The organism is Paraburkholderia sediminicola, from assembly GCF_046026675.1.
Lineage (GTDB): Bacteria > Pseudomonadota > Gammaproteobacteria > Burkholderiales > Burkholderiaceae > Paraburkholderia > Paraburkholderia sediminicola_F.
In genome coordinates this window covers 200,286-223,948 of the sequence record NZ_JAQQEY010000002.1, presented here as the reverse complement: position 1 = coordinate 223,948, position 23,663 = coordinate 200,286, and the positions used below count along the sequence as shown (strand labels likewise).

Below are 23,663 nucleotides of genomic sequence, written 5' to 3'. Positions count from 1 at the left end.
CCATACTCCTGCCGAATGATCCCCCTACAAGTAGTCGACTTCAGTCCCCTCGGCAACGTAGCTAAAAATTTTGAAGCCGTTCTTCGTCTCAACACCAGGAACGTGCACAGATCTGAGTACACCTAATACGGCTTCGCGCTGTGACGGCGAGGTCACCTCGACTTCGACCCATTCGTCTTCTTCGTGATGCTCGAAAAAATGGTAGAACCATTCTCGGTCCCACGCGCTGACGTATCCGCTCTGGAGGTTCCGTACACGAAATCGAGGCGACTGACCTTCCAGCGCGTGCATGCCGATTCGAATTTCGCCCCATTTCGTGTTGTTCATAACGGGAGTCACGCGGTCTACCTCAGTGTCGAATGAAATGGATTGGATGCCGCGGGACGCATCGATCGTAGTCTCGCTGCGTCCCGGATATCCCAAAATTGTCGACGATTCCGAGGGCAATGTCGAACGACCGCTTCTGGCCGAACCCGGGCCGATGCGGCCCCCGATCGCGCAGGTATGCGAGACATAAACCAACCCACACGGGACACTCGACAGCCCTATTCGGATGCCGAATGATGGCCATTGAGCAGGCGCACGCGATCGCCCTTCCGAAGCACGATGTGTGCTCACTGCTTCGGTCGTATCCCAAGACTACGCTCGGATTTGTGCACATCTCGGTAACCAAGCATTTTCATCAACTGCTGCTCCTTCTCTTCATCGAATCCACACGTGTGGCGCCACTCCCTCGGATTCTCGTAAGTCCCGAACAACATGTCCCACCATGGGATATCACCGTAGTTGTTCTTATGGCGGCCGCACTGATGATGAATTCGGTGCATCTCGGGACGCTGGAAGAAGAAGCCGACCCAGCGTGGAGTTCTGACGTTCGTATGGTAGAAAAACTCTCCTACGGCTGTGCAAAACGTGTAGACAGCTGCCGCCTCGGTCGAGAACCCGAGGAACGTGAAGACCAACAGGCTGCCAATGATCGAATTCACGACCATCTCGCCGGGATGCTTGTAAAACGGCGTGATGACCTCGAGTCGCTGTGCGCTGTGATGTATCTGATGGAAAACGCGCCACAGCAGATCGTTTTCATGGCGCCAGCGGTGCCACCAGTAGAAAACGAAGGTAGCAACGAAATAGGCTAACAAGCCACCAGCAACCGGTCCGAGATACCGTGACAGCCCCAGGATTGACCATGACGAGAGCCATCGCTCCCACGTCACGCCGGCAAGCATCACGACGCAAACCTGGATGGCGTTGATGAGCAACACCCGCAATGGCCAGGTACGCACACGCGGTATCCACGCTGACGGAGCATCAGGAGACACAACTCGTATCGAACAGCAAGTTATTGCTTGTGGCTGTCTGCGCGTTTAACCATTGGTCAGTCACAGACATCGTCGCGACCTACCAGATAAGCAAGGCGGAATGCTTGAAGCGGTTGTTGGTACTCGATCGTATGGGCGTAATCGCGCTGCTCCCAGGGGACCGGATTCGACTCCGTATCGCGCGAGATTTTGACTGGTTGCCAAACGGGCCGATTCGCCAACTCTTCCGGCGAGAAGGTCTAAGCGATTTTTTGGCCGGGCGCTTCGACCAACCGAATGAAACGCTGGAGTTCACTCACGGCATGCTGACAGAAGCTGCGTTCTCGCAACTCCAGCTTGAGCTAAGGCGGCTGCGTAGCAGGTTCGCCGCCTTGCATAAGGAATCCGCGGCCGCTCCTTTGAACCAAAGACGCGGAACCGGTTTGTTATTGGCGAGTCAGGAATGGGAGCCAACCGTGTTTCAGCAGTTCCGGCGACCGCCGGCGGCCTAGGATCAACGGGACCCAGCGCCGATTCATGCAGCGACTTTTCGTTCCGCTCCGAGAGTCAGTTCGGGCATGTCACGATCGGACTGCGGCACGGAGCCAGGCCGGCGATGCACGTCATGCGTCACGAAACCCTGTTCGCGGCTCGGCACATCGAACCACTCCCGATGCGCAAACGAATCGCGAATGTCTTCGAGACCGCTTTCCCAATGCTCACGCATCGTGTCGACGCTGAACTCGTAGTCCTTGTAATGCCCTTCATATGGCTTGTTCTTGTAGATCAGATGCACCACATTGATCGCGCTGCCATCGGCCGCTTCTTCAGCGAGACGGAATAGTGGATCGGTCTTGCGCAGATCGGGTGGAACATGCGCGAGCAGCTCCTTGACGAACCGCGCATGCTTCTGGCGATCCGCCAGCATGCTGGTTATCGCCCGCGTACGGCTGGAGTACTGGATGTCTTTGGCGCGCTCGGACACGTCAAGAAAATCTCCGGGCGCATTACCTCTCGCGCTCCACAGATCGACCTGAAAAACCAGCGTATCTTTGTGGTCCGCATCGCGAAGCACCTCGGTCAGCGGTGTGTTGGAAACCAGGCCGCCATCCCAGTAGTACTCGCCGTCGATCTCGACCGCAGGAAAACCTGGCGGCAACGCCCCCGACGCCATGAAATGCTCCGGCTCCAGACGCATTTTCGTGTTGTCGAAGTACACCAGGTTGCCGGTCCGCACGTTCACCGCACCCACCGAAACGCGGATGTCGCCATCATTGATACGATCGAAATCGGCGAACTTCAACAGCGTCTCTCTCAGAGCGGCCGTGTCGTAGTAGCTGACCACGTTGGGGCTTTGCTTGCCGAAACCCGCCATTGGCAACGGGCTGCGCGGCGAGAAAAACCCGGGCTGTCCCTCCGTCAACGCCCGCCCGGCTGCCCACAAACTTGCCCACTTGCGCGACAGGTCTTGCACCCCAAACCCAGGCAGCATCCATGCACCCAGACCACCAACCCAGTCGAGCGGATGGCAGATCGAATCCCAGAAACCTCGTAACGCTTCCACGCGGTTTTCCGGCGCATTACCGGCAATGACTGCAGTGTTAAGCGCGCCGATCGAGACACCGGCGATCCAGTTCGGTTGCACACCGGCCTCGGCCAGGCCTTCGTAGACGCCGGCCTGGTATGACCCGAGCGCGCCGCCGCCTTGAAGCACCAGAGCGATCTCGTCGTAGCGCGGCAGCGCAAACACATCCGGCTGCCCGTTGATTTTTTTTGTGCTGCTGCGCATACGCGACCCCTTATTGCATTGACCAGCCGTGGCTAACGATCACCGACTGCCCGGTGAGCGCAGACGATTCGAAGCCTACAAGGAACGCAACCGTATTGGCGACGTCCTCGACCGTGGTGAATTCACCGTCGACAGTTTCCTTGAGCATCACGTTCTTCACCACTTCGGCTTCGGAGATACCGAGCGCCTTGGCCTGCTCGGGAATCTGCTTGTCGACGAGCGGCGTGCGCACAAAGCCCGGACACACGACATTCGCCCGCACGCCGCGCGGCCCACCTTCCTTCGCAACCACCCGGGCCAGTCCCAGCAAGCCATGCTTGGCGGTCACATAGGCGGACTTCAGCTTCGACGCTTCGTGCGAATGCACTGAACCCATGTAGACGATCGAGCCGCCCTTGCCGCCCGCGTACATGTGCTTGATTGCCGCCTTGGTGGTGAGGAAGGCGCCGTCCAGATGGATCGCCAGCATTTTCTTCCAGTCAGAAAACGCATACTCCTCGATTGGAGCGACGATCTGGATCCCCGCGTTCGACACGAGCACATCGATGCTGCCGAGCTCCCGCACCGCGCGTTCGATGCCGGCATTAACCGCTTCTTCATTCGTCACATCCATTGCAACCGCCAGCGCCTTACCGCCCGCGGCGACGATGCTGCTAGCCACTTTCTGTGCGTTCTCGAGATTCAGGTCGGCAATCACTACTGCGGCACCGAGGCTAGCGAGTTTGCGTGCGCACTGCTCGCCAATACCGCTTGCTGCGCCCGTCACGAGCGCGACTTTATTGTTCAACGACATGTTGCTTTCCTTCCTTGTCGGTTCACAGACCGTTATTGATTGACTGCGAGCTTCACGCTCTCGGTTGTGGCGAGATAATCGAGCGCAACCTCGCCGATATCCAGTGTGAGATTGGCAATCACATGCCGCGCGCCGACCACCCGCTTCACCGGCAGATCGGCGACGGGCGCCAATGCATGCGGATGCAGTTCGAGCGCAGCGGGACCCGACCACGCGCCCAGCACGCTCACGTCGCGCAGATAGAAACGCACGAGCTCGCACACGCGCGCCGAACCGTCAACGTGCGGGATCACTTTCAGCAGGTAATTCGGTGTGTCCGCAAGCTTCTTGCGTTCAACCTCGATGTCGAGCGGCACATGCTTGAAGCCCATCGTGCCGGTTGCGATACGTTGTGTGCCGTAGTCGAGTGTGCCGAGCAGCGTGTCGTTGCCGTCGACACTCAAGGTCGGCTTAGCCAGCTTCTTCGGAAAGCCCCAGATCTCGCGGCCGCCGGCGATCGGGCCTTCGTCGTCGAGGTACATCGAATGCGTGTAGTTGCCGAGGCGACCTTGCTGGTCTCGCACCGAGATGACCTGACCGCTTTCGGTGTAGTCACCGAAGCCCGACGAATCAGGCATGCGAATGAATTCGTAATGCACGAGGTCGTTTTCCGGATGCAACGGCTCCGGCACGATGGCGCGCAACGCATCGAAATCGGTCTCATACGAAATGATGAAGTATTCCCGATTGATGAAGCGGTATGGCGGCCGGGGGTAGGCTGGATTGTGAACGGGCATCGCAAAGGCGTCTTTGCGGATCGAAGCGAGGTTCATGAGACTCCTTTATGACTGGCGCATGCAGCACCGGTGCAATGGTAGAGGCAAACCTCACGCGATAAGAGCCACCTTTCGTCAATAGACCGTTAACCACACTGCAACACTGCCGCTGGAACTTTGGCCGCGTCGTGCAACTCAGTGCGTGTTCAATTACGCCAGAAGGGAGCGAAATACACGGGCCTCCAAAAAAGATCGCGCGAGCGCGATCCGTCGCAACAAGCCCCCACCTCATTTTGACGTCAGTGAGAAGCAGAGAATTCAGCGATCGTCGCAGCCGGAGATAGTGCGAACGATGCCCGCATATCTCGAGCCTCATCGACCGGCGAGCGTCCGAAGAAACGCTTGAACTCGCGACTGAATTGCGAGGGACTTTCGTAACCGACGCGCGCCGACGCAGAAGCCGCCGTCAAACCGTCGCGAATCATCAGCAGGCGCGCCTGATGCAAACGCGTCGACTTGATGTATTGAATCGGCGAGGTCAGCGTGACGGTTCTGAAGTTGACATGAAACGCGGGAACGCTCATCCCCGCCTCTTCCGCGAGACGACTGACATCCAACGGCTGCGCATAGTCGATGTGAATTCGCCGTAACGCTTTCGCTACCCTGCCGAAGCGCCCCTGATGCGCGAGCGCAGCCCTCATCGCTGCGCCTCGCTCCCCGATCAATACCCGGTAGCAAATTTCCCGCATGATTGCGGGCCCCAGTACCTCGGCGTCAAGAGGTGACGTCAGGGCTTGCAGCAGGCGCAAGGCCGCTTCGGCGAGGTCTCCTTCGAGCGGCGTCGATACGATCCCCAGCGGCGTGCCTTCCTGGTGGCTTCCGCTGCGGTCGATCGCCAGTATCAGATCAGTCAACTCGATCAGATCAAGGCGCAACGTCACAGCCAGCATCGGCTCGGACTCGCTCGCTTCGGTTTCAGTGGAGAACGGCAGCGGCACGGACAGGATCAGATAGTGCTGCGCGTCGTAGACATACACCTCTTCGCCCAGAAAACCCAGCTTGCGCCCCTGACACACGATCACGATGCTGGGCTCGTACAGCACTGGCGTGCGCCCCAGCGGCCGGTTCGAGCGCATGAACCGCACGCCCTCCAGCGCGGACTGGGTGTACCCCTCATTCGGCGCCAGACGCTCAAGCAGGCTCACCATCCTCGCGGAAACTGGATTGTCGGCAACTGTCACGAAGACTCCTCTTTCTCCAGATCGGATGAATAAATTCTACCGGATACACTCGGCGGCCCGCATCCACATCAATAGGAATAGGCAATACCGCGATTGTCACGTGTATTCGCGTGCAGATGCTCGACTCATAAGATGGGTCATCGGTTGCACGGTGCAGCCGAAGCGCCCGGGAGACCGCGCCGCGATTGCCTTGCCGCCTCGTGCGCAGACTTCGTAGCCTCTCCCTCAGACAAACCTGCACAGATTATCGGCACGGAGAACGCAACATGACAACGCAAACCAATCAACCCAAAGTCATCCTCATCACAGGGGCAAGCAGCGGTATCGGCGAAGCAACAGTTCGGCTGCTCGCCGCCCAAGGTCACCAGCTCGTGATCGGCGCGCGACGCACAGAACGACTCGCGGCGCTGGCCGACGAAATCCAGGCAAGCGGCGGCTTGGTTCGTTACAAGGCACTCGACGTCACGTCCGCCGACGACGTCAACGCTTTCGCTCAATCCGCACTGGACGCCTTCGGTCGTATCGACGTGATCGTCAACAACGCCGGCGTGATGCCTTTGTCGCCCTTGAGCGCGACAAAGGTGGGCGAATGGAATCGCATGATCGACGTGAATATCCGCGGCGTGCTGCACGGCATCGCTGCGGTCCTGCCGACCATGGAGCGCCAGGGGTTTGGCCAGGTCATCAGTATCTCCTCGATCGGCGGCCTCTCTGTCTCACCGACGGCCGCCGTGTACTGCGCCACCAAGTTCGCCGCGCGCGCCATCTCGGACGGCCTGCGTCAGGAAACCGACAAGATTCGCGTGACCGTGATCTGCCCGGGCGTCGTGGAGTCGGAGTTGGCCGATTCGATCTCGGACGACACCGCGCGTGCAGCGATGCGTGACTTCCGCCGTGTTGCGCTGACATCGGATGCCATTGCGCGCTCGATCGCCTAACATCAAGGCCGGGCAGCGTCCAGGGATGGGCGCTGCCTTGCGGGAGAATTCCAATGTTCGAGGAAATGTGATCGAATGTTGGAGTCGAAGAATCTAGTGGGGATTTGCAATGCCTAAGGCACACTTCAGAAGCGATGCGTCGGAAGCAATTCATAGCGCAGCTTCCGGTCTGCATCGCGCAAAGGTCATCGACAAAAAGACGATGCGTGAGTATGACAATCTGTGCATCGAAAAGGCCCCGGAGTTCAATGCGAAAGAGATCGCCCGCATCCGGAAAGGCGTGAACGTCAGTCAAGGCGTGTTTGCCTTGTACCTCAACACAACTGCGTCAACCATTCGTCAATGGGAGCAGGGCGACAAGAAGCCCAGCGGGATCGCCGCTCGTATGCTCCAGCTCGTACAGAAGAACGGTCTTGATATTTTCGGTTGAATCACTTCTTCCCCTCCGACCGTCCTCCACCCAGCGCCTCAAGCAGCGGCCGCAGCGCATCCAGTTCCACACCGAACCCACTCCAGTCCCCCGCCTTCAATCGCTCGATCGCACGGTCATAATGTGCAAGCGCCTCACGAGCACGCGCGTCCGCCGTGCCCTGAGGCTGCGATGCGAGCGGCGCACTTTCCTTGAAAAGCGCCGCCAACGCTTCGCCCAAGGTTTCCTTCATCACCACTCGATCCCCATACGCAGCGATCACCCGTTTCAACTCAGGTAACTGACCCGACTCCGCACGCAAGTAGAGCGGCGAGATGTAGAGGATCGAGTTCTCAATCGGTACAACAAGAAGATGGCCGCGAATGACACGCGAACCCATCTGGTTCCACAGCGAAATCTGCTGCGAAATCTCGGTACTCTGCTGGATGCGCGCCTCGATCTGGAACGGCCCATAGACGAGCTTATCTTTCGGGAACGAGTAGACGACAAGCTTGCCGTAGTTCGGCGGATCGCAGCGCGCGGCGAGCCACGCGATCATATTGTCGCGCTGACTGGGCACCATCGGCAGCATCAGGACGAACTCTTCGCGCGGCTCCTCGGGCAGCCGCATGATCATGTAGTAGGGCGTCATCGGCGTGCCGGGACTATTCCCACCATCAATGCCGATCAATTCCCGTGGGAACTGCCAAAGATCCTCGCGATTGTAGAAAACCTCCGGCGCATCCATGTGATAGGCACGATAAAGTTGTGCCTGAATCTGGAATAGCTCTTCCGGGTAGCGGATATGTTGCTGCAAATCTTGCGGCATCGTCGCGAGCGGCTTGAACAGACCCGGGAAAATGCGCTGATAAGTCCGCATGATCGGATCGCCAGGATCGCTGACATAGAAATCGACCGTACCGTTATATGCGTCGACCACAACCTTGACTGCGTTGCGGATGTAGTTGCCGCCATCGTCGAAGCCCGACTGTGCGTAGGGGAACCAGTTGCTAGTCGTATACGCGTCCTGCATCCAGAAAAGGCGCCCGTTGCTTGTGACGAGGTAGGGATCGTGATCGAGCCTAAGGAATGGGGCGATCGTGCGCACCCGATCCTGAATGTTACGGTGCAGCAGAATGCGACTACCGTTCGTGATGTAATCGGTTAGTAGAATGTTCGGATCGTTGAACTGCCAGGCGAAGAGGCTGCGCCGCGCGCTACTGCCGAGGCCAATACCATCGCTCCCACTGTAAGTGGTGTAAACGTTGTCCTTGCCCTTGGGGTAGTCGAACTCGGGAACGCTGCCTTTTACGATGACGTAGCCTTCACCCCCTTCCCCGAAATACAAACGTGGTTCGCGGATGGCAGGCCCGCCGTGCGCAACAGGTGGAATATCCTGCAGATAGAAGGACGGCAAACCTTCCGTCGATTTTTCGGTGACGGGCGACATCACGACGCCGTTGCCATGTGTGAACAGGAGGTGCAGGTTCACCCAGGTCTGGGCGTTGGCGGGGAGCATCGAAGGCTCCAGTTCGCGGGCAGACAGCATCACCTGCCGATAACCGGCGTCGAGTCGGTAGCGATCGATATCGACGGAGAAAAATTTGTAGTACGTCCTGATCTCCTGCAACTGCGCGTAGGTATCCATCAGCGGCTGCACATCCCATAGGCGGATGTTGTCGATGGTCGCGCGATTAGCCTCGAGCGAGGCGAGATTCAATTCCTGCTCTGCCGGAAACGGCTTTACGGCGATCTGGTTGAGGCCGTAGGCCATTCGCGTCAGCGCGATATTGTGTTTGATATAGGGCATCTCCAGTTGCAGTTCGCTCGGCTTGACATAGAGGCGCTGGAACAACGCCGGATAGATCAAGCCGAACACGAACGAGGTGCCGAACACCAGCAACACTGAAGCGACAGGAATTCGATAGTCCTGCCGGCGCATATTGACCCAGCACGCGACAGCTGCAACAGCAGCAAGGCCGACAAGCACCCACAAGACCGGGAGCTCGACATGGATGTCGGTATAGCCGGCGCCGACCACGACGCCGTTATCGCCGTAGAGCAGCAGAAAACGGTCGAGTGTGTAAGACCAGGCTTTCAGGAGAAAGAACGCACCAAGCAGCGCTGAACCATGAGCGGTGGCAGCGACAGAGAGTACGCGCGGCGCCCGCTCGAACGTGATGTCGCCGCGAACCCCATACACCGCGACGGCAACGAGCGCGCTGCAGAAGATCAGCTGCAGCAGCCAGTTCTTGAACGCAAGATAGGCGGGCAGCGAGAACAGATAGAAGCTGATGTCCTGCCCGAAAACAGGATCGCGCTCGCCAAAGGGCACCTGATGCAGGAAGCGCAGCACCAGATCCCAGTTGGAGATTTCGCCGCCAGCGATGAACAGCGCCAGGACAAGAGCGCTGCCGACAATGCTGGCGCGCCAGGGGATCCGCGGTGCGAGCTGGTCCGCGAGTTCGCTGATGAACTCTGGCGTACCTGACAGACGGGCCGTTTCGACTTGCCAGCTACCGGGACGCCGCGCGTAGCGATGCGCAAGAAACCCCGATGCAGCTATTACGCTCGCCGACACGGCGAACACGGTGGCAAAGAGGAGCGCCTTGGCGGAGAGAGTTGTCCAGAAAACGTCGGCGTAACCGATTGAAGCAAACCACAGCCAGTCGACCACGACGCCAGTGAGGCGCCCGGCGACGATCAGGGCACCCACCACGACCGCAACCATCATTGCGATGCGTCTGACGTTCATGCCGGAGCTTGGTTGCCAATGCATCGCCCCTCCTTTGCCAGGACGCCACTTGCGGCTAACTGCGATCAGGTCTGCTTAAACCGCTACTCTGCTGCGAACCTGGTTGACCGGTTCGTCAATGCGCCCGTTTGCGCCCGTCGAAGCCGACGCGCAGCCAATGAATGATTAGGGTCACGTAACTGATTGTAGTCCGGTGAAGCGGAGCGCGTACGCTCACCCGGTCCGCGCAGGGATGAACGAATAAACTCCTACAGCGCAACGCTAGAAGCGCTCGATCATGCCGAACTGTACGCCCCGCACAGAGGCCCCTGGCCACGACGGCGTGAGGCCCGTCACATTAACCCCGCGCAACGTGAACTCACCCTGCCCACGATTGCGCAGCCACCCAGCGCTCGCATAAAGCAGAGCGCGCTTAGAGAGGTCGTACTCGCATGCCGCGCTGAACTGATCGGCATTGTTGTCTCCGCCCGAGCGATCACGCAGATAGGTATAGCCAAGTGACGCACGAAAGCGCGCACTCACGGCATAGCGCGCGGAGACGGAGACACCGTCGTTGTGATATCGCGGCGTACCGCCATCGCCGTTGAAGAACGATAGAAAACCCGTGACCGGACCAAAACCATACGAGACGCCGCCCAGGTTAGCGCGCAACGCGCCGTCGCCGTGCGTCTGTTGATGCGCGTACGAGATGCGGAACGGTCCCTCGCGCCATGCGAACGTTTCGATGTGACCGGCGAGCCCGTTGCCATCATTGCTGGCGTCGCCGTCGCGCAGCGCTGCCATGATGGTCGTGGAGAAGCCGTGGAATTCCGGCGAGAGATAGGTGATCGCATTGCTCTCGTAGGGCGTGATCTTGGAGAGGTTGTCGAGACCGGAAGCGATCGTGCCTGCGTCGAACGCATCGAGCCCGCCCTTGAACGGGATATAGATCGGCGAGTACTGGCGGCCGACGCGCACGGTGCCGTAAACCGTATCCAATCCGATCCAGGCCTGCCGGTTGAAGATCGTATTCGCAACGGCGAAGGTGCCGTCGGTGGAACCGAAGCCGTTCTCCAGAGTGAACAGAATCTTGACGCCATTGCCGATGTCCTCGACGCCGCGCAGGCCGACGCGCGAGCCACGATAAGCGCCTGAATCCAGGCGAGCAACGTAGCCCGCCCCCGGATTGGTGATTTCAATGCTCGTGTCGAGTGCGCCGTAGAGCGTGACGGAACTTTGCGCATGCGCAAGCGTGGCGTGCACAGCAATCGAGGCCAGCACGACGCAGGCTCGCGGCGCAAAGCGTGAATGGTTCATTCGACAATATAGAAAGCGGCGCATTCAATGCGCCGCATAAGGGACAAGAAAAACCGCATGCGCGGCGCGTGCCGCTTACTGCGGCGGCAATGCGTAGGCAATCACATAGTCGCCGAGCTTTGTGCCGAACGAGCCATGCCCGCCCGCCGCGATCACGACGTACTGACGGCCGTTGATCGAATAGCTCATCGGCGTGGCCTGACCGCCTGCGGGCAGGCGGGCCTCCCAGACCTGATCGCCGTTGTTCACGTTGAACGCGCGGATGTAGTTGTCCGCCGTCGCGCCAATAAACGCGACGCCGCCCGCAGTGACAATCGGACCGCCCAGCATCGGCATGCCCATCTTGAACGGCAGAGGAATCGGCGAACTGTCGCGCACAGTGCCGATGCGCTTCTTCCACACAATCTCATTGGTCTTGAGATCGATCGCAGAGATGTAGCCCCATGCCGGCTGCTTGCACGGCAGGCCCAGCGGCGAGAGGAACGGATTGATCGTCACGCCGTACGGTACGCCGTACTGCGGCTGGACGCCTGATTCCGTGCCGCTGCCCTTGGCGCCCTCCACCGGTTCCAGCGGGTTGCCCGGCCCGCGCGGAATCAGACGCGAGACGAACGGCAAGCCGATCGGGTTCGAGACGGCAATCTGGCGATCCGTGTCGAGGGCAAGACCACCCCACTCAAACACGCCCAGGTTGCCCGGGAACACGAGCGTGCCCTGTAGCGACGGCGGCGTGAAGGTGCCCTCGTACCGCAGCTGGTGGAACATCACACGGCATATAAGCTGGTCGAACATCGTTGCGCCCCACATGTCGGCGTCGGTGAGGTTCTTCGACGGACGATACGTGAGCTGTGAGAACGGTTGTGTCGGCGCAACGTGGTCGCCGGGCGCCGCGCCCTGCGGCACGGGCGTTTCGGGCGCCGGCACGACCGGCACGCCGGTGCGGCGGTCGAGCACGAACAGGTTGCCGGTCTTGGCAGGCGCGTACACGACCGGCACGGTCTTACCATCCTTGTCGGTGATGTCGGCGACCGTGGGCTGCGACGGCTGGTCCATGTCCCACAGATCGTGGTGCACGCTCTGGTAGAACCAGGCGAGCTTGCCGGTCGAGGCGTTGAGTGCGAGCAGCCCGGTGGCGTATTTCTCCTGCTCCGGCGTGCGGTCGCCGCCCCAGATGTCCGGCGTCCTCACACCCATCGGCAGATAGACAATGTCGAGCTTCGCGTCGTAAGCGGCGGGTGCCCAGGAGTTGGGTGAATTCCACGTGTAGTGTTCGCCCGGGCCCGGAATGTGATTCGGGTCCTTCGCGCCCGGATCGAACGCCCAGAGCAATTCGCCCGTGCGCACGTCAAAGCCGCGGATGACGCCCGACGGCTCGCGGTTCGAGAAGTTGTCCTCCACCGCGCCCGCCACGACGATCACCTTGCTGGTGATGATCGACGGCGAGGTGGGCTCGTACATGCCCGGCGTTGTGACCGGTTGGGCATGTTGAAGGTCGAGGTCGCCGTTGTTGCCGAAGCCCGCGCAACGTTGGCCCGTCAGCGCGTCGAGGGCGTAGAGGTGGCCGTCGTTGACCGGCAGGTAGATGCGACGCGTACAGGCGGCCGTAGCCGGGCCTGAGGCGTCTGCGACTGCGACGCCCGAGGCAGCGGCGGTGGCAGCAGCGCCCGAGGCGTCCGCGGGTGCGGCGGCATCGCTCGCCGGCGCCGCAGCGGGTGCGGCCGCCGTGGCACTGGCCGACAGATCGACATACGAGACGCCGCGGCACGTCACGTGCTGGAACGACGGATCGTTCTTCAGTCGCGGATCGAACTTCCATTTGAGCGTGCCCGTCTTCGCGTCGAGCGCGAACAGGATCTGATGCGGCGAGCATAGGTAAAGCAGGTCGCCGATCTTGATCGGCGTGACTTCGTTGGTAATCTCGACAGGATCGTTGGGCCCCTTCATGTCACCGGTGCGGAAGGTCCAGGCCACCTGGAGATTCTTCACATTGTCAGGCGTGATCTGCTGCAATGGCGAGTAGCGCGTGCCTTCCTGGGTGCGCCCATAGGCGGGCCAGTCGGAGGGGTCGATCCCGGTGCTGGCGACGCTCGCGGGCGCGGAAGCGTTCAGTGTGCCGTTGACCTGTTGCGGATCGTTGAAGTTGGCGTACACGAGTATGCCCGCCCATGCCACGAGCGCGACGACGAGCGATGCGACACCCAGCTTGCGCTCGCCCTCCAGCCGCCAGCTCACGAGCAGCAGCAACCATACACCGAAGATAACGAGTACACCGGAGCGCGGCGCGAGTGCCCAGAAGTCGGGACCCGACTCGAAGAGCGCCCAGATCGCCGTGCCGATAAGCACGAGTGCATAAAGCAGGAGCGCGGCTGGACTGCGTCGCCAAAGCAGCCAGGCCACGCCCAACAGCACGATGCCTGTGACGACGTAGTACGCCGAGCCGCCGACCGCCAGCAGCCATACGCCACCGATCAACAGATAGAGCGCGGTCAGCACCGTAAAGAGCAAGGTGATGACGCCGATCACGCCCCGCGAATTCGATTGACTGGTCATGATGAGATCTACCCTCTTGAGTGGATACCGCCTGCCAGTGGTACCGACATTGAATTCGCATGCCGGCGCACGGTGAAAAGCATATCAGAACGCTAACTACACATACTAGGAGACGTAGCGGCCATCTGGAATGACATATTCGTTGTAGAGCCGGCTACTGCGCTTCGCGCCGCCCGATCAGATGCGCCGCCAGCTGGATGGCATAAACAGCAGAACCCGTTACCACACCCGTTATCAACACGCCGAGCAGTCCAAGCAAAACCGCGAGGATGAGACCCGGTGTGGTGGTCGGTACCACGTCGCCGTAGCCGATAGTTAGCGCCGTGACCGCGCAAAAATAGAAAGTGTGGCCTAGCGATGAGTGCGTGCGTGTGGCTACATCGACGGCCCCGCCAAAGTAATACATGGAGACCGACAAGACGAGGAAAAGTATCAGCAGCATCACCAGAATGGCGCGCAGATGCCAGAGAACCCTGGCAAACTCGGCAATTGCCCGTTGCGGCTGGATTCGGGTGCGAGCAGCGTCTCCGGCGGCATTGTCCATGTCATGAACCTCAGAGATGCGCGCCGCTTTGCGCGACACGGCATCCGCTGCTTGCACTCGAAATAGCGCGTGACGACGCGCGGCTTAGACCAGCGTCAACTTGACGTCGATGTTGTTGCGTGTGGCGTTCGAATAAGGACAGACGACGTGCGCCTTGGCGATCAGCGCTTCCGCCTCTGCGCGATCCATGCCCGGCAGCGAGATTTTCAGTTCGACTTCGATACCGAAGCCATTGGGGATCTGTCCGATGCCGACGCTGCCATCGATGGCGACGTCCTTTGGCAAGGTGATCTTTTCGCGCGCGCTAACGGCCCTCAACGCCCCGATGAAGCATGCGCTATATCCCGCCGCGAAGAGTTGCTCGGGGTTCGTTCCGTCGCCGCCTCCGCCGCCGAGCTCCCTCGGCGTGGTCAGCTTGAGATCGAGGTTGCTTTCGGGAATCGTCGCGCGTCCATCGCGACCGCCGGTGACGTGTGCATGAGCACGATATAAGACTTTTTCAATCGACATTCAAGACTCCTTTGTGTGCCAGGATGATCGACGCCTTACGCCGCCCTTTCTGTTCACGTTATGCGACATGAGGTCCCGAAACGTTGATGCCAAAGCTAACACGCATAGTAGTCGGGTCAACTCGGACCGGCAACCGGGACGGAGGTGCTTTCTCCTACTTTAAGCGCTCTATTGGCAGATTGATATGACATATTCCAGGTAGGCGCGATGGTATGCGGGTGAGGTTGTGCCGTGTGACGCGGGTTACCGATGGTCAGGGTTATATGACCGCACTGAGACGGGCGACAGCCGTCTCAGTGCGGGCGGTTTCCGAACGATTCTTGGGTTGTACGGCATTGCCACCCAATGGCCCTTCTTAATCGCCTAGTGTTGCGCGACCACCGGTTGCTGCGCAGCGTCGGTTCTTAACGTTGCGGCACTTTTCTCTGCCGGGTTTTGGCGTTGTGGCGCGTTTGCGGTGGCTGTCGGTTCTCCTGCTCGTTGAGCCACCTCTTCTGCAAGCAGGTTCGCCGCGTGGCGCGCCGTGATGCGGCTTTGCGGAACGCCCTTCGCATCGAGCGCAATCACCTTGTACAACTCGCGGTCGCATTCGAGTTCCTGCTGATATTGCTCAGCCGTGTCCACCAGCAATTCGAGGAGTGTCTGACGACGTCGTCTTTCCTCAAGCGTGACAGAAGGATTCCTACATATCGAGGACGCAAGTGTGATCAAGGTATCCAGTTGAGCCAGGTGCCGGTCGCATAAATCGAATGCTGAGAGGGCAAGCTTTTCGTACTGGAGTGCGTCGACCGGCGGACGTGAAGCGGGTTGAGTTTTAGTGGACTTGCTCATGGTGCGATCTCCCTGTTACTTCTTGGATCGCCCGACACTCGCTGGAAACGTGGGTGAGCGGGCACGAAGTAGGGTTAGCAGACCGGCGTTCCAACGAACCGGCGAGCCTTGCGGCTCCCCTACCAAGGCCCGCCCATAGAAATATAGACGTGCAGAGGTAGACGCACTCCCGCCTGAGCGGGTGTGCGGTTGGAACGTCAGGCTGCTAAACCTGGTCGCTGGGTGTTTCCCGACGACTTGGTAATTATAAGGGAGGCAGCTTGGGTTGACTTCAATCTTGTAGGCTAAATGTTTGATTTGGCCGAATGGATAAGGGGAGATAGGACGAGGGTGGACGATCTTCCGTTGAGGCCGTCATTCGCCCATCAGCGGTGACTGACCGAAGCTCAGCTACGCTCGAATCGCAGCACTCGACTACGTTGCGTCGCGAGCAAAGCCGACCGGCCACCGGCGCTAAAGCTCAGGCATACGCGCTGTCGTTGGAGCGCCTCGCGCGGTGGATCGATCGCTTGATCCACACCAACCGGCAAACACCACACCGTGGAAATTTGGCTCGGGTCGAAAGGATGCCATTACCGTAGGCCATAGCCGATACGGCGTGGAATTCCCAGCAGCAAGTCATCGGCCTTTGCAATCGTTGGTCTTTCATCTGAGAGCAGGCGTCGAATGACTGCTCTTAGAAAACGCGGAGGACTAAAGTCGACCCCGTTACGGCCAGTCGGCGCCGCCACAGGAACGACTCCTTTGCATTCGGTAGCGGCCGTATGCACAACCCGCTCTCTCGGGTCAAAGTTTCGAATCCGATTCAGAATCAACTACGTCATATATCGCGGGTCTTGGAGCCGGAAGGGTTCGCACTTTGCGGTCAGTGCCAACTACTTCATGCGTTCTCTGGTGATCGGGATACCTGCTCACGAAGCGTCCTACGCAAGTCCAGACAATCGCGAGCAGCTTCTGTCGAGGGCAGGACTAGACCGTCAGTCTGCGAAGACCGCCACGTGCTTCCGGATGAACGCCTCGACGGTCATGGGCGGGGTGCCCGTTAGTTCCTCGACCAGCGTATTGGTACCGGCGAAAACGCCATTTTGATAGTCGACAGCGACAGACAGGAGATGCTGTGAAAATGCATCGCTAAATTTCGAATCGGTATTCAAACGCTTTTCGAACATATCGAGGTCAATCGGCTGGTACTTCACTTCCCGGCCCAGAACCTTGCTCATTTCATCAGCAATCTGATGGTGGTCCATCTCGATGGGGCCGTATAGCGGGTAGACCTTGCCAGCGTGCGGAGCTGGATCACGAAGAATCGCAGCGATGACGCGCCCCTGGTCTTCTGCTGCAATCGGTGCATGACGCCCGTTACCAAAGGGCAGCCTCAACGTTCCGTCCTTTTTGACGTTTGCAACCTGGCCGGGATAAGTTAACCATTGTGCGAAGAACGTCGGGCGAATGTGGGTGACCGGGATTCCCGACCAGTCAAATACCCTCTCCGAGATCCAGTGGTCACGTGCGGCGTGACTCGTTGCGTTCCTGCGAGCGGAAATTTGCGACATGTTCACGATCCCGCTGATTCCAGCCTCCCGGGCCGCCTGAGCAAAATAGACGCTCGCCTGTATTCCCCCTGCTTCGATTGGATAGACAAAGTACGCCGAAAAAATGCCCTCGAGAGCTCGTGCCACGTCGTCCAGACTGGAAAGGTTACCGACCAAAACCTCGACTCCACGCGACTTCAGTCGTTCCGAACGTTGGTCCTCCTTCCGCACCAGTGTGCGTACCTTTTCACCAGCCGCTAGAAGTGCTTCGGTAGCTGCTCCACCGGTATCGCCTGTCGCGCCGGCAACAAAAATTTTCTGATCAGACATTTCGAACACTCCACGCTGTAGGGAAAGGGTTATTGGATCTGTGGCATGTCGGGGTGCTTGATTAACCTCATGCGAGGTAGCTTTGCCTCAGCCAATCGACGAACCGGTTCACTTCGACCGGGAAACGTTCACCCGGCCGGTCCACCCGCTACAACCCGCTCGTCTTAAGCCACGAACGAATCGTTTGGACAAGCTCAGCCTTGCGCTCAAGCGGAAGCCAGTGGCCAGCGGGCAGGTTCGTTACGGAAAGGTCGGCGCAGGCGCTGCGCATGGGTTCTCCGAGGCGACTGCGGTTGATGTCGCAGATTGCGTCCCAATCACCATTGACGAACAAAACGGGCTGGCGCAGCTGGCCGCCTTCCGGCGCTGTGCGCGCGTAGGCAATGTTGGCGGTGTCGTTCAGGTACCAGGCATTGACCGAACGGAAACCACTGACATCGAACGCATCGACTAGCGCGTTAAAGTCGGTGGGCGTCCAGAGCGCTGGATCAGGCGGCGTCGCCGGGGCGTGATGCGCCGAACCATAACGCCCACCGTTTTTTGTGATCAAGGCGGACGGAGAGACCTGGCCGACAGACGCAGGATTGCCGCGCCGATAGAGCGACGCGAGCGTTGCCGGGGTGTCCGCCTCGAAATCGCTAACCGTCTGGCTGAAGTGCGTCAGGTAAAAGCGGAAGTAATCCCACTGCCCATCCGGATATTGATCCGCAGGGTACAACTGACGGTCGATCAGCGGCACGAGATTGGGCAGCGCGAAGCCCTCCGGAAAGTAAGGGACTGAGATCAGCACCACGCCGCGACTGCGCGCCCCGTGGTGCGCAGCGAGCGCTCCGGCCACGGGGCTTCCCCAGTCGTGGCCAACCCAGATTGCCGGGCGCGCCCCCAAATGGTCGTGCAGTTCGACCATGTCGTGGACGATCTCGTTCAAGGCATAGGCTGCGGAAGCGGCCGGCGCCGATGAGCCGCCATAGCCACGCATATCCGGTGCAACGCAGCGCCAGCCTTCGGATGCGAACGCCTCGATCTGCGCGCGCCACATCAGGCCGATCTCGGGCCAGCCATGGAGGAAGATCATCAACGGCCCATCGGCCGGGCCAGCCTCCAGGTAGCGCGTTGTGTGGCGCGGCGAGCTGAAGGTATGCACGGTCAGGTTAGGGACGTTATCTGAACTGGCACCGACGACTACCGTGCCGCCGGCAGCGCCAGACCCAGCCCCAAAAACTGCCTTACTCATCAACAGGCTTGTACCAAAGGCGGTTCCATTGGCGAGCAGAGTGCGGCGCGACATGGCTGACATAAAGAGGTCTGGTTTAGTCACGATTGATTATAGGAAACGTTTGCGGACTCACCTGCTCCGGGTCCGGTCCGCCACGTTCGCCGGTGTCGAGCGCGCTGATTGCCCGAACTTCCTCCGACGCAAGTGCGAAGCCGAAGATATCGATGTTCTCGGCAATCCGTTCCGGGCGCACGGACTTCGGAATGGGAGACGTGCCCAACTGGATCTGCCAGCGCAGGATAATCTGCGCCGGGGTCTTTCCGTATTTCCTGGCGAGCAGCACCACTGTCGGGTGGGAGAGAGGATCATGCATCTCCTGCGAGGTCTTCGCCTTTTCTCCGTCGCGTTTGATGCCGCCAATCGGGGACCACGCCTGGGTGATGATTCCGTGCTTCTCATCAGCTTCGCGAAGTTCACGCTGAACGAAGAAGGGATGCAGTTCTACCTGATTCACAGCGGGAATATGACCCGTTTTCTCGATCAGACTGTGGAGATGGTTGGAGCTGAAGTTGCACACGCCAATCGCTCGAACGCGCCCTTCCTCAAGGAGCTTCAGCGCGGCTTTGTAGGCATCGATAGTTGCCTCAAAGGCCGAAGGGACCGGCCAATGAATCAGATACAGGTCCAGGACATCGAATCCCAGCTTCAGAAGACTTCGGTCGAAAGCACGAAGGGTCTGGTCGTAGCCATAGTCGGTGATCCACACCTTGGTCGTCACGAAGACGTCCTCCCGAGGGACGCCAGACGAGCGGATACCTTCCCCAACCTGCTGCTCGTTCATATAGGCCGCAGCGGTGTCGATCAGCCGGTATCCATTTGCGACTGCCGATCTGACCGCAGCTACGGTTTTCTCAGGCTCGCTGCGAAACACCCCAAGTCCGAATGCGGGCATCTGAATTCCATTGTTCAACCTGTACGCGGGGCTTTTGCCTGTCACCATCGTTAAATCCGTTTCTCAGTTGGATGTCTCTTGCCGGCGCGGCTGCTGCAGGGTGCGTGGGCGTGGGGGCGGTGACGGCGGATAGGTGCCCTTTCCGCGTATCAATCCCATAGCGAGTCAGGTGGGCGTTACGGTTTGCAGGAACTTCACGAGTTGCTCATTGACCACATCAGGGGCTTCGTGTTGTACCCAGTGGCCCACATTGTCGAGTTCGAGACCGCCAATGAGACTGGGAACGCCCGAGCGCATCTGGTCCACGGTCAGCGGATAGAGCTCTTTCAAGCCATCCGCCTTCCCCCCGATGAAAAACGAAGGCTGCGTAATCCTGGCGCCTTTCCACGGAGCGGACAGGTAGAAGTACGGTTCAGCGGCCCGATAGTAGTTCAGGGCACCGTGAAAGCCGGTGCGCTGAAATTCCGCTACGTTATGAGCAACGTAATCCGGCTCCACCCATGACGGTAACGGTCCGGGAGCCGCACGGTGAAGACTTCGTGCCGGATCCATCGGACTCCACCGCTTGTCTGCGGGAGCGGAGCCCGAAGCCCAGTACAGGATTCCCGGAATTGTCACCGTGGCGTCGGCCCAGATCTGATCGGCGTCCGGCCGGCTCTGTTCGAACATGTAGAAGTCATCCTGGTGGCCGGACTTGCGCATCTTCTCGAAGACGCTGACATCCCCACGAGGAACGAACGGCACGCTCAGACAGAACACGGCCTTGAATCGGTCGGGACGCATCAGCGCCGCTTGCCACACGTGCGTTGCACCCCAGTCGTGACCCACGAGGACAGCGCCCTGAATCTTCAACGCATCGAGCAGGCCCACCAGGTCACCGACTGTTTGCAGTGGCGTGTATAAGGTTGGGTCTGTCGGCGCCGAACTGCGTCCGTAGCCGCGCATATCAGGAGCAATTGCCCGATATCCGGCAGACGCCACGGCTTTCATCTGCCCGCGCCACGTGTAGGAAGTGTCCGGAAACCCGTGGCAGAAGAGTACGGCTGGCCCTTCTCCCTGTTCGGTTACGTGCAGGATGATGCCATTGGTATTGACGTCGTACTCCTTGATACCGGGTACGCCGCCGGTTCCAGGGCTTTGCGCCTGCGCCCCGCGATCCAGCAGCAGGCTTGCACCAAAGGCCGTCCCGCTCGCGAGGAACGCGCGGCGCGAGATAGAGGGTGCAGGAATAGACACTGTTCCAGAGAGGTTGCTTTCCATAGGGGTTTCTCGATTGGTCCGATGTGAGACTCGGGAATCCGCTAATGGTAGAAGCCCTCAACGAGGCGGGAGGGACGTATTTCCGACAATTCTGGCCATGCTGGCGCGGCCACTCTTATCGGCATCAGGATCGCTGGTTAGAATCAAAGCTCAGCAGGCGACGGCTCGCGCCGGGCGCCAGCGTGCAGGACGTAACGTTATGTTCTGCTATTTTCCGGGACCTATCATGCTGCGCATTGGCTACATCGTCGTTCCAGGCTTCCAGGTCATGGTTTTCGGCGGACTAACCGTGTTTGAACTCGTAAACCGACTGACCAAGGAGCCGTACTACGAGATACGTCTGATATCTGAAAGCGGTGGGCCGGTTCAAAGTTCTCTCGGATACTCCGTCATGACGGATAGTTTCGCTGAAGGGGGGTTCGATACGGTGATCATCGGCGGCGTCATCACTGGCGCACACTTGGCGAGCGCCGCACTGATCGAATATTTGAGAGGCGCGGTGAAAAACACCCGGCGCGTTGCCTCAATGTGCACGGGCGCATTCTTTTTGGCTCAGGCCGGCGTTCTGGACGATCGGCGTGCCACGACCCACTGGGCACACGCGCGCGAATTGCAAACGACGTATCCGAAAGTCAAAGTCGAAGAAGATCGGATATTTATCGTGGACGGTCCGGTATGGACATCCGCGGGCATGACTGCGGGGACCGATCTTGCGGTTTCGATGGTCGAAAGAGATCTTGGTCCAAAGGTAGCGCGAATTGTCGCCAAGCGAATGGTCATGTTCCATCGACGTGCCGGCGGACAGTTACAGCACTCCACACTGCTGGACCTCGATGCAAAAACTGACCGGATACAAACCGCGCTGGTCTACGCGAAAAGCAATTTGCACACCCCACTGACGGTCGACAGACTCGCTGAAGCCGCCAATCTGAGTGTGCGGCAATTCAGCCGGGCGTTCCGTGAGGAGACCGGCCAATCACCTGCGAAAGCTGTCGAGAACTTGCGGTTGGAAGCAGCGCGTCTCATGGTCGAGCAGGGCAGGCTGCCGATTGACGTCGTTGCGCGAGAAACGGGTTTTGCTGATCCAGACAGAATGCGCCGCGCGTTTCTGCGAGCTTTCGGTGAACCACCTCAGGCTATTCGCCGCAACGCGCGTGAGCACGCCGACAATTGAGGTATCAACTACCTGTCATGAGCACGGCGCACGGTCCAGAATTTCGCATCAATCGAATGACCGATAACGTCGACGCTGCGGTCGTCGCTCGCGCATTCGCGACTGGCTCTTGGTGGCCGCGTTGAGTCCGTCGTGTTGAGCAACAGCCATGCAGCGCGTATGCTCGATCCAGCAGCCGCTAAAGCAAGTGCGCCAACGACAATTTTCGAAGTCCAGTTGCCTAGCTTCTAATTGTCCTGTGATTCATCGGTGGGCCGTTCGCCGATAGCGTCGTGTGCCGATGTTGACCAGCCACACAGCCAGCGCGGCGACGAGCAGGCAGGCGAAGAAAATCACTAACCCGGCAAGATCGAACATATCGTCAGGGTTGTCGTAACTGCGAATGCCGAACAGGTGCAGCACGAACCGTATTGAACCGGTCAGCCACGGCCATTCAACGGGCAGGTTAGCCACGTACCGGGCGAGTAGTACGCCCAGCAATAGCGTGACTGCGACGTTTGAAATATAACGGGCGAGTTTCATTACTGTACGTCCACGTAGCCATAGGCCTTAAGCGTGCTGCCGGGAATCGGCAGCGTAGCGCCCTGCTTATGCAGATAGTCGGCTAGCACGTTGAACTGGTCGGGATTGACGATCGTTATACATCCCTCTGATAACCCGCGCGGCCCCATGGGATGCAGACGGAAAGCACCGCGTTTGATGCCGTTGATTAGCGTCGTGTCTCCCGTGCCTTCACGCCACAGCATGAACCAGTGGCGGCGATCAGCGCCATACACCGCCGCCGCCAGATCGCGAATCCATCCAGCACGTCCCCCGCTTTGTCGATCAACGATGTAATACCTGCCTGGTGGCAATGGCCCGATATCTGGCTGTGCGACGGCCTTGGGATTATCGCGCCCGGTAGACGTGCCTGAAAACGCGCTGAATAACCCAACACCGGGGCACGATAGCACTGATGTTTTTTGAGAGTTCAAACTGAATGTACATGCAGCAGGCATAAAAGCACTAGTTTCATCCGTAGCGATTTGCGCATGCTACCAAAGTCGGTTGATCACGCCCGCAGAAACCAGTAAACCCTTGCACGCAATAAAAATACGGTTTCCTAAACTTTACAAAATTCCAATCCACATACCCCCGGCAACACCAATCCCCCACATCCGCATCCCACCATTTGCAACACGATACCAAGGGAAAAACCTAATGTCTGACAAAACCTTACGCGTGCATATTTGAACTAGATATTCATTAGTGGATTCAGCATAAATTCCCAGCAGGGAGACACGGTGAAGATTTCCATCTGTCAAAAGCGTCGCAAGCTGCTGAAGTTAGGCAGTACTGCGGTCATCCCCCAGTTGCAGCACGTGCCGGCGCTGCAACTCTTCCTTGCCCGGCGCGGCCGGCATTCCCTCTTCAGCTCCACCTAATACTTTCATTCAGCCAACGCTTCGCCGCAGGCGAATCAAATTCTGCGCGAGCAAACCTAAGGC

General features: G+C 59.2%; 22 protein-coding genes and 1 pseudogene. 5 read left to right on the top strand and 18 right to left on the bottom strand.

Going from position 1 to position 23,663, the window contains the following annotated elements; all coding sequences use genetic code 11:
* Nucleotides 1–24: 24 nt before the first annotated feature.
* Nucleotides 25–339 (bottom strand): DUF6678 family protein, encoded by a 315-nt coding sequence (locus PQQ86_RS20810; RefSeq protein WP_408279260.1) that lies wholly within the window; start codon nt 337–339, stop codon nt 25–27.
* A 275-nt stretch (nt 340–614) separates the two neighbouring features.
* Nucleotides 615–1,286, bottom strand: a complete 672-nt coding sequence (locus PQQ86_RS20805; RefSeq protein ID WP_408270983.1) for a sterol desaturase family protein — start codon at nt 1,284–1,286, stop codon at nt 615–617.
* 11 nt (nt 1,287–1,297) lie between these two features.
* Between PQQ86_RS20805 and PQQ86_RS20800 the strand changes: the two are divergent.
* Nucleotides 1,298–1,813 (top strand): annotated as a pseudogene (locus PQQ86_RS20800) (transcriptional regulator); the annotation flags it as partial.
* Between the two features lie 23 nt (nt 1,814–1,836).
* Here PQQ86_RS20800 and PQQ86_RS20795 read toward each other — a convergent pair.
* The 4 genes from PQQ86_RS20795 to PQQ86_RS20780 all read right to left on the bottom strand — a co-directional run bounded on the left by PQQ86_RS20795 (nt 1,837) and on the right by PQQ86_RS20780 (nt 5,879).
* A complete protein-coding gene (locus tag PQQ86_RS20795; RefSeq protein WP_408270980.1) occupies nt 1,837–3,090 on the bottom strand; it encodes a DUF3734 domain-containing protein in 1,254 nt (417 codons plus the stop codon).
* Between the two features lie 10 nt (nt 3,091–3,100).
* Nucleotides 3,101–3,883: a 3-hydroxybutyrate dehydrogenase gene (locus PQQ86_RS20790; RefSeq protein ID WP_408270978.1), complete on the bottom strand. Its 783-nt coding sequence runs from the start codon at nt 3,881–3,883 to the stop codon at nt 3,101–3,103.
* Nucleotides 3,884–3,915: 32 nt separating this feature from the next.
* Nucleotides 3,916–4,695, bottom strand: a complete 780-nt coding sequence (locus PQQ86_RS20785; RefSeq protein WP_054033950.1) for an acetoacetate decarboxylase — start codon at nt 4,693–4,695, stop codon at nt 3,916–3,918.
* Between the two features lie 242 nt (nt 4,696–4,937).
* On the bottom strand, nt 4,938–5,879 hold the full coding sequence (locus tag PQQ86_RS20780; protein ID WP_408270974.1) for an AraC family transcriptional regulator: 942 nt from the start codon (nt 5,877–5,879) through the stop codon (nt 4,938–4,940).
* Between the two features lie 266 nt (nt 5,880–6,145).
* Here PQQ86_RS20780 and PQQ86_RS20775 point away from each other — a divergent pair, with 266 nt between their 5' ends.
* Both PQQ86_RS20775 and PQQ86_RS20770 read left to right on the top strand, forming a co-directional pair.
* Nucleotides 6,146–6,817 carry an SDR family oxidoreductase gene (locus PQQ86_RS20775; protein ID WP_408270971.1) on the top strand — a complete coding sequence of 224 codons (672 nt, stop codon included), beginning with the start codon at nt 6,146–6,148 and terminating at the stop codon, nt 6,815–6,817.
* Nucleotides 6,818–6,926: 109 nt separating this feature from the next.
* Nucleotides 6,927–7,247, top strand: a complete 321-nt coding sequence (locus PQQ86_RS20770) for a helix-turn-helix domain-containing protein (protein WP_408270968.1) — start codon at nt 6,927–6,929, stop codon at nt 7,245–7,247.
* Nucleotide 7,248: 1 nt separating this feature from the next.
* Here PQQ86_RS20770 and PQQ86_RS20765 read toward each other — a convergent pair whose 3' ends face one another.
* From PQQ86_RS20765 to PQQ86_RS20720, 10 genes are all read right to left on the bottom strand, one after another.
* Nucleotides 7,249–10,005, bottom strand: coding sequence for a UPF0182 family membrane protein (locus tag PQQ86_RS20765; protein ID WP_408270965.1), 2,757 nt, complete (start codon nt 10,003–10,005; stop codon nt 7,249–7,251).
* Between the two features lie 237 nt (nt 10,006–10,242).
* Nucleotides 10,243–11,277, bottom strand: coding sequence for a porin (locus PQQ86_RS20760; RefSeq protein ID WP_408270962.1), 1,035 nt, complete (start codon nt 11,275–11,277; stop codon nt 10,243–10,245).
* Between the two features lie 75 nt (nt 11,278–11,352).
* Nucleotides 11,353–13,827 carry a glucose/quinate/shikimate family membrane-bound PQQ-dependent dehydrogenase gene (locus tag PQQ86_RS20755; RefSeq protein ID WP_408270959.1) on the bottom strand — a complete coding sequence of 825 codons (2,475 nt, stop codon included), beginning with the start codon at nt 13,825–13,827 and terminating at the stop codon, nt 11,353–11,355.
* Nucleotides 13,828–13,981: 154 nt separating this feature from the next.
* The gene (locus tag PQQ86_RS20750) at nt 13,982–14,371 is read right to left on the bottom strand and encodes an ion channel (RefSeq protein ID WP_408270956.1); all 390 of its coding nucleotides are present in this window, start codon (nt 14,369–14,371) and stop codon (nt 13,982–13,984) included.
* Between the two features lie 84 nt (nt 14,372–14,455).
* Nucleotides 14,456–14,881: an organic hydroperoxide resistance protein gene (locus PQQ86_RS20745; RefSeq protein WP_408270954.1), complete on the bottom strand. Its 426-nt coding sequence runs from the start codon at nt 14,879–14,881 to the stop codon at nt 14,456–14,458.
* A gap of 363 nt (nt 14,882–15,244) precedes the next feature.
* Complete coding sequence (locus PQQ86_RS20740) at nt 15,245–15,712, bottom strand: hypothetical protein (RefSeq protein WP_408270951.1); 468 nt, start codon at nt 15,710–15,712, stop codon at nt 15,245–15,247.
* A 977-nt stretch (nt 15,713–16,689) separates the two neighbouring features.
* Nucleotides 16,690–17,574, bottom strand: coding sequence for an NmrA family NAD(P)-binding protein (locus PQQ86_RS20735; protein ID WP_408270946.1), 885 nt, complete (start codon nt 17,572–17,574; stop codon nt 16,690–16,692).
* A gap of 148 nt (nt 17,575–17,722) precedes the next feature.
* A complete protein-coding gene (locus tag PQQ86_RS20730; RefSeq protein ID WP_408270942.1) occupies nt 17,723–18,871 on the bottom strand; it encodes an alpha/beta fold hydrolase in 1,149 nt (382 codons plus the stop codon).
* 13 nt (nt 18,872–18,884) lie between these two features.
* Entirely contained in the window at nt 18,885–19,742 is an 858-nt protein-coding gene (locus PQQ86_RS20725) for an aldo/keto reductase (protein WP_408270939.1), read from the bottom strand.
* A gap of 165 nt (nt 19,743–19,907) precedes the next feature.
* On the bottom strand, nt 19,908–21,002 hold the full coding sequence (locus PQQ86_RS20720; protein ID WP_408270936.1) for an alpha/beta fold hydrolase: 1,095 nt from the start codon (nt 21,000–21,002) through the stop codon (nt 19,908–19,910).
* Nucleotides 21,003–21,228: 226 nt separating this feature from the next.
* Here PQQ86_RS20720 and PQQ86_RS20715 point away from each other — a divergent pair, with 226 nt between their 5' ends.
* Complete coding sequence (locus PQQ86_RS20715; protein WP_408270934.1) at nt 21,229–22,176, top strand: GlxA family transcriptional regulator; 948 nt, start codon at nt 21,229–21,231, stop codon at nt 22,174–22,176.
* A gap of 243 nt (nt 22,177–22,419) precedes the next feature.
* On the opposite strand, the gene PQQ86_RS20710 is transcribed toward PQQ86_RS20715, so the two are convergent.
* Together PQQ86_RS20710 and PQQ86_RS20705 are read right to left on the bottom strand one after the other, a co-directional pair.
* On the bottom strand, nt 22,420–22,698 hold the full coding sequence (locus PQQ86_RS20710; RefSeq protein ID WP_408270931.1) for a hypothetical protein: 279 nt from the start codon (nt 22,696–22,698) through the stop codon (nt 22,420–22,422).
* Nucleotides 22,698–23,174 (bottom strand): DUF2778 domain-containing protein, encoded by a 477-nt coding sequence (locus PQQ86_RS20705; RefSeq protein ID WP_408270929.1) that lies wholly within the window; start codon nt 23,172–23,174, stop codon nt 22,698–22,700. The genes PQQ86_RS20710 and PQQ86_RS20705 overlap by 1 nt, the downstream gene beginning before the upstream one ends.
* Nucleotides 23,175–23,459: 285 nt before the next feature.
* Here PQQ86_RS20705 and PQQ86_RS20700 point away from each other — a divergent pair, with 285 nt between their 5' ends.
* Complete coding sequence (locus PQQ86_RS20700; protein ID WP_408270926.1) at nt 23,460–23,600, top strand: hypothetical protein; 141 nt, start codon at nt 23,460–23,462, stop codon at nt 23,598–23,600.
* Nucleotides 23,601–23,663: the final 63 nt, after the last annotated feature.

Coding starts and splice junctions, on each gene's coding strand:
- PQQ86_RS20795 (WP_408270980.1), bottom strand. CDS start 3,090: ATGCGCAGCAGCACAAAAAAAATCAACGGGCAGCCGGATGTGTTTGCG.
- PQQ86_RS20715 (WP_408270934.1), top strand. CDS start 21,229: ATGCTGCGCATTGGCTACATCGTCGTTCCAGGCTTCCAGGTCATGGTT.
- PQQ86_RS20760 (WP_408270962.1), bottom strand. CDS start 11,277: ATGAACCATTCACGCTTTGCGCCGCGAGCCTGCGTCGTGCTGGCCTCG.
- PQQ86_RS20745 (WP_408270954.1), bottom strand. CDS start 14,881: ATGTCGATTGAAAAAGTCTTATATCGTGCTCATGCACACGTCACCGGC.
- PQQ86_RS20735 (WP_408270946.1), bottom strand. CDS start 17,574: ATGTCTGATCAGAAAATTTTTGTTGCCGGCGCGACAGGCGATACCGGT.
- PQQ86_RS20720 (WP_408270936.1), bottom strand. CDS start 21,002: ATGGAAAGCAACCTCTCTGGAACAGTGTCTATTCCTGCACCCTCTATC.
- PQQ86_RS20750 (WP_408270956.1), bottom strand. CDS start 14,371: ATGGACAATGCCGCCGGAGACGCTGCTCGCACCCGAATCCAGCCGCAA.
- PQQ86_RS20730 (WP_408270942.1), bottom strand. CDS start 18,871: ATGTCAGCCATGTCGCGCCGCACTCTGCTCGCCAATGGAACCGCCTTT.
- PQQ86_RS20785 (WP_054033950.1), bottom strand. CDS start 4,695: ATGAACCTCGCTTCGATCCGCAAAGACGCCTTTGCGATGCCCGTTCAC.
- PQQ86_RS20710 (WP_408270931.1), bottom strand. CDS start 22,698: ATGAAACTCGCCCGTTATATTTCAAACGTCGCAGTCACGCTATTGCTG.
- PQQ86_RS20775 (WP_408270971.1), top strand. CDS start 6,146: ATGACAACGCAAACCAATCAACCCAAAGTCATCCTCATCACAGGGGCA.
- PQQ86_RS20740 (WP_408270951.1), bottom strand. CDS start 15,712: ATGAGCAAGTCCACTAAAACTCAACCCGCTTCACGTCCGCCGGTCGAC.
- PQQ86_RS20755 (WP_408270959.1), bottom strand. CDS start 13,827: ATGACCAGTCAATCGAATTCGCGGGGCGTGATCGGCGTCATCACCTTG.
- PQQ86_RS20770 (WP_408270968.1), top strand. CDS start 6,927: ATGCCTAAGGCACACTTCAGAAGCGATGCGTCGGAAGCAATTCATAGC.
- PQQ86_RS20705 (WP_408270929.1), bottom strand. CDS start 23,174: ATGCCTGCTGCATGTACATTCAGTTTGAACTCTCAAAAAACATCAGTG.
- PQQ86_RS20725 (WP_408270939.1), bottom strand. CDS start 19,742: ATGCCCGCATTCGGACTTGGGGTGTTTCGCAGCGAGCCTGAGAAAACC.
- PQQ86_RS20765 (WP_408270965.1), bottom strand. CDS start 10,005: ATGCATTGGCAACCAAGCTCCGGCATGAACGTCAGACGCATCGCAATG.
- PQQ86_RS20790 (WP_408270978.1), bottom strand. CDS start 3,883: ATGTCGTTGAACAATAAAGTCGCGCTCGTGACGGGCGCAGCAAGCGGT.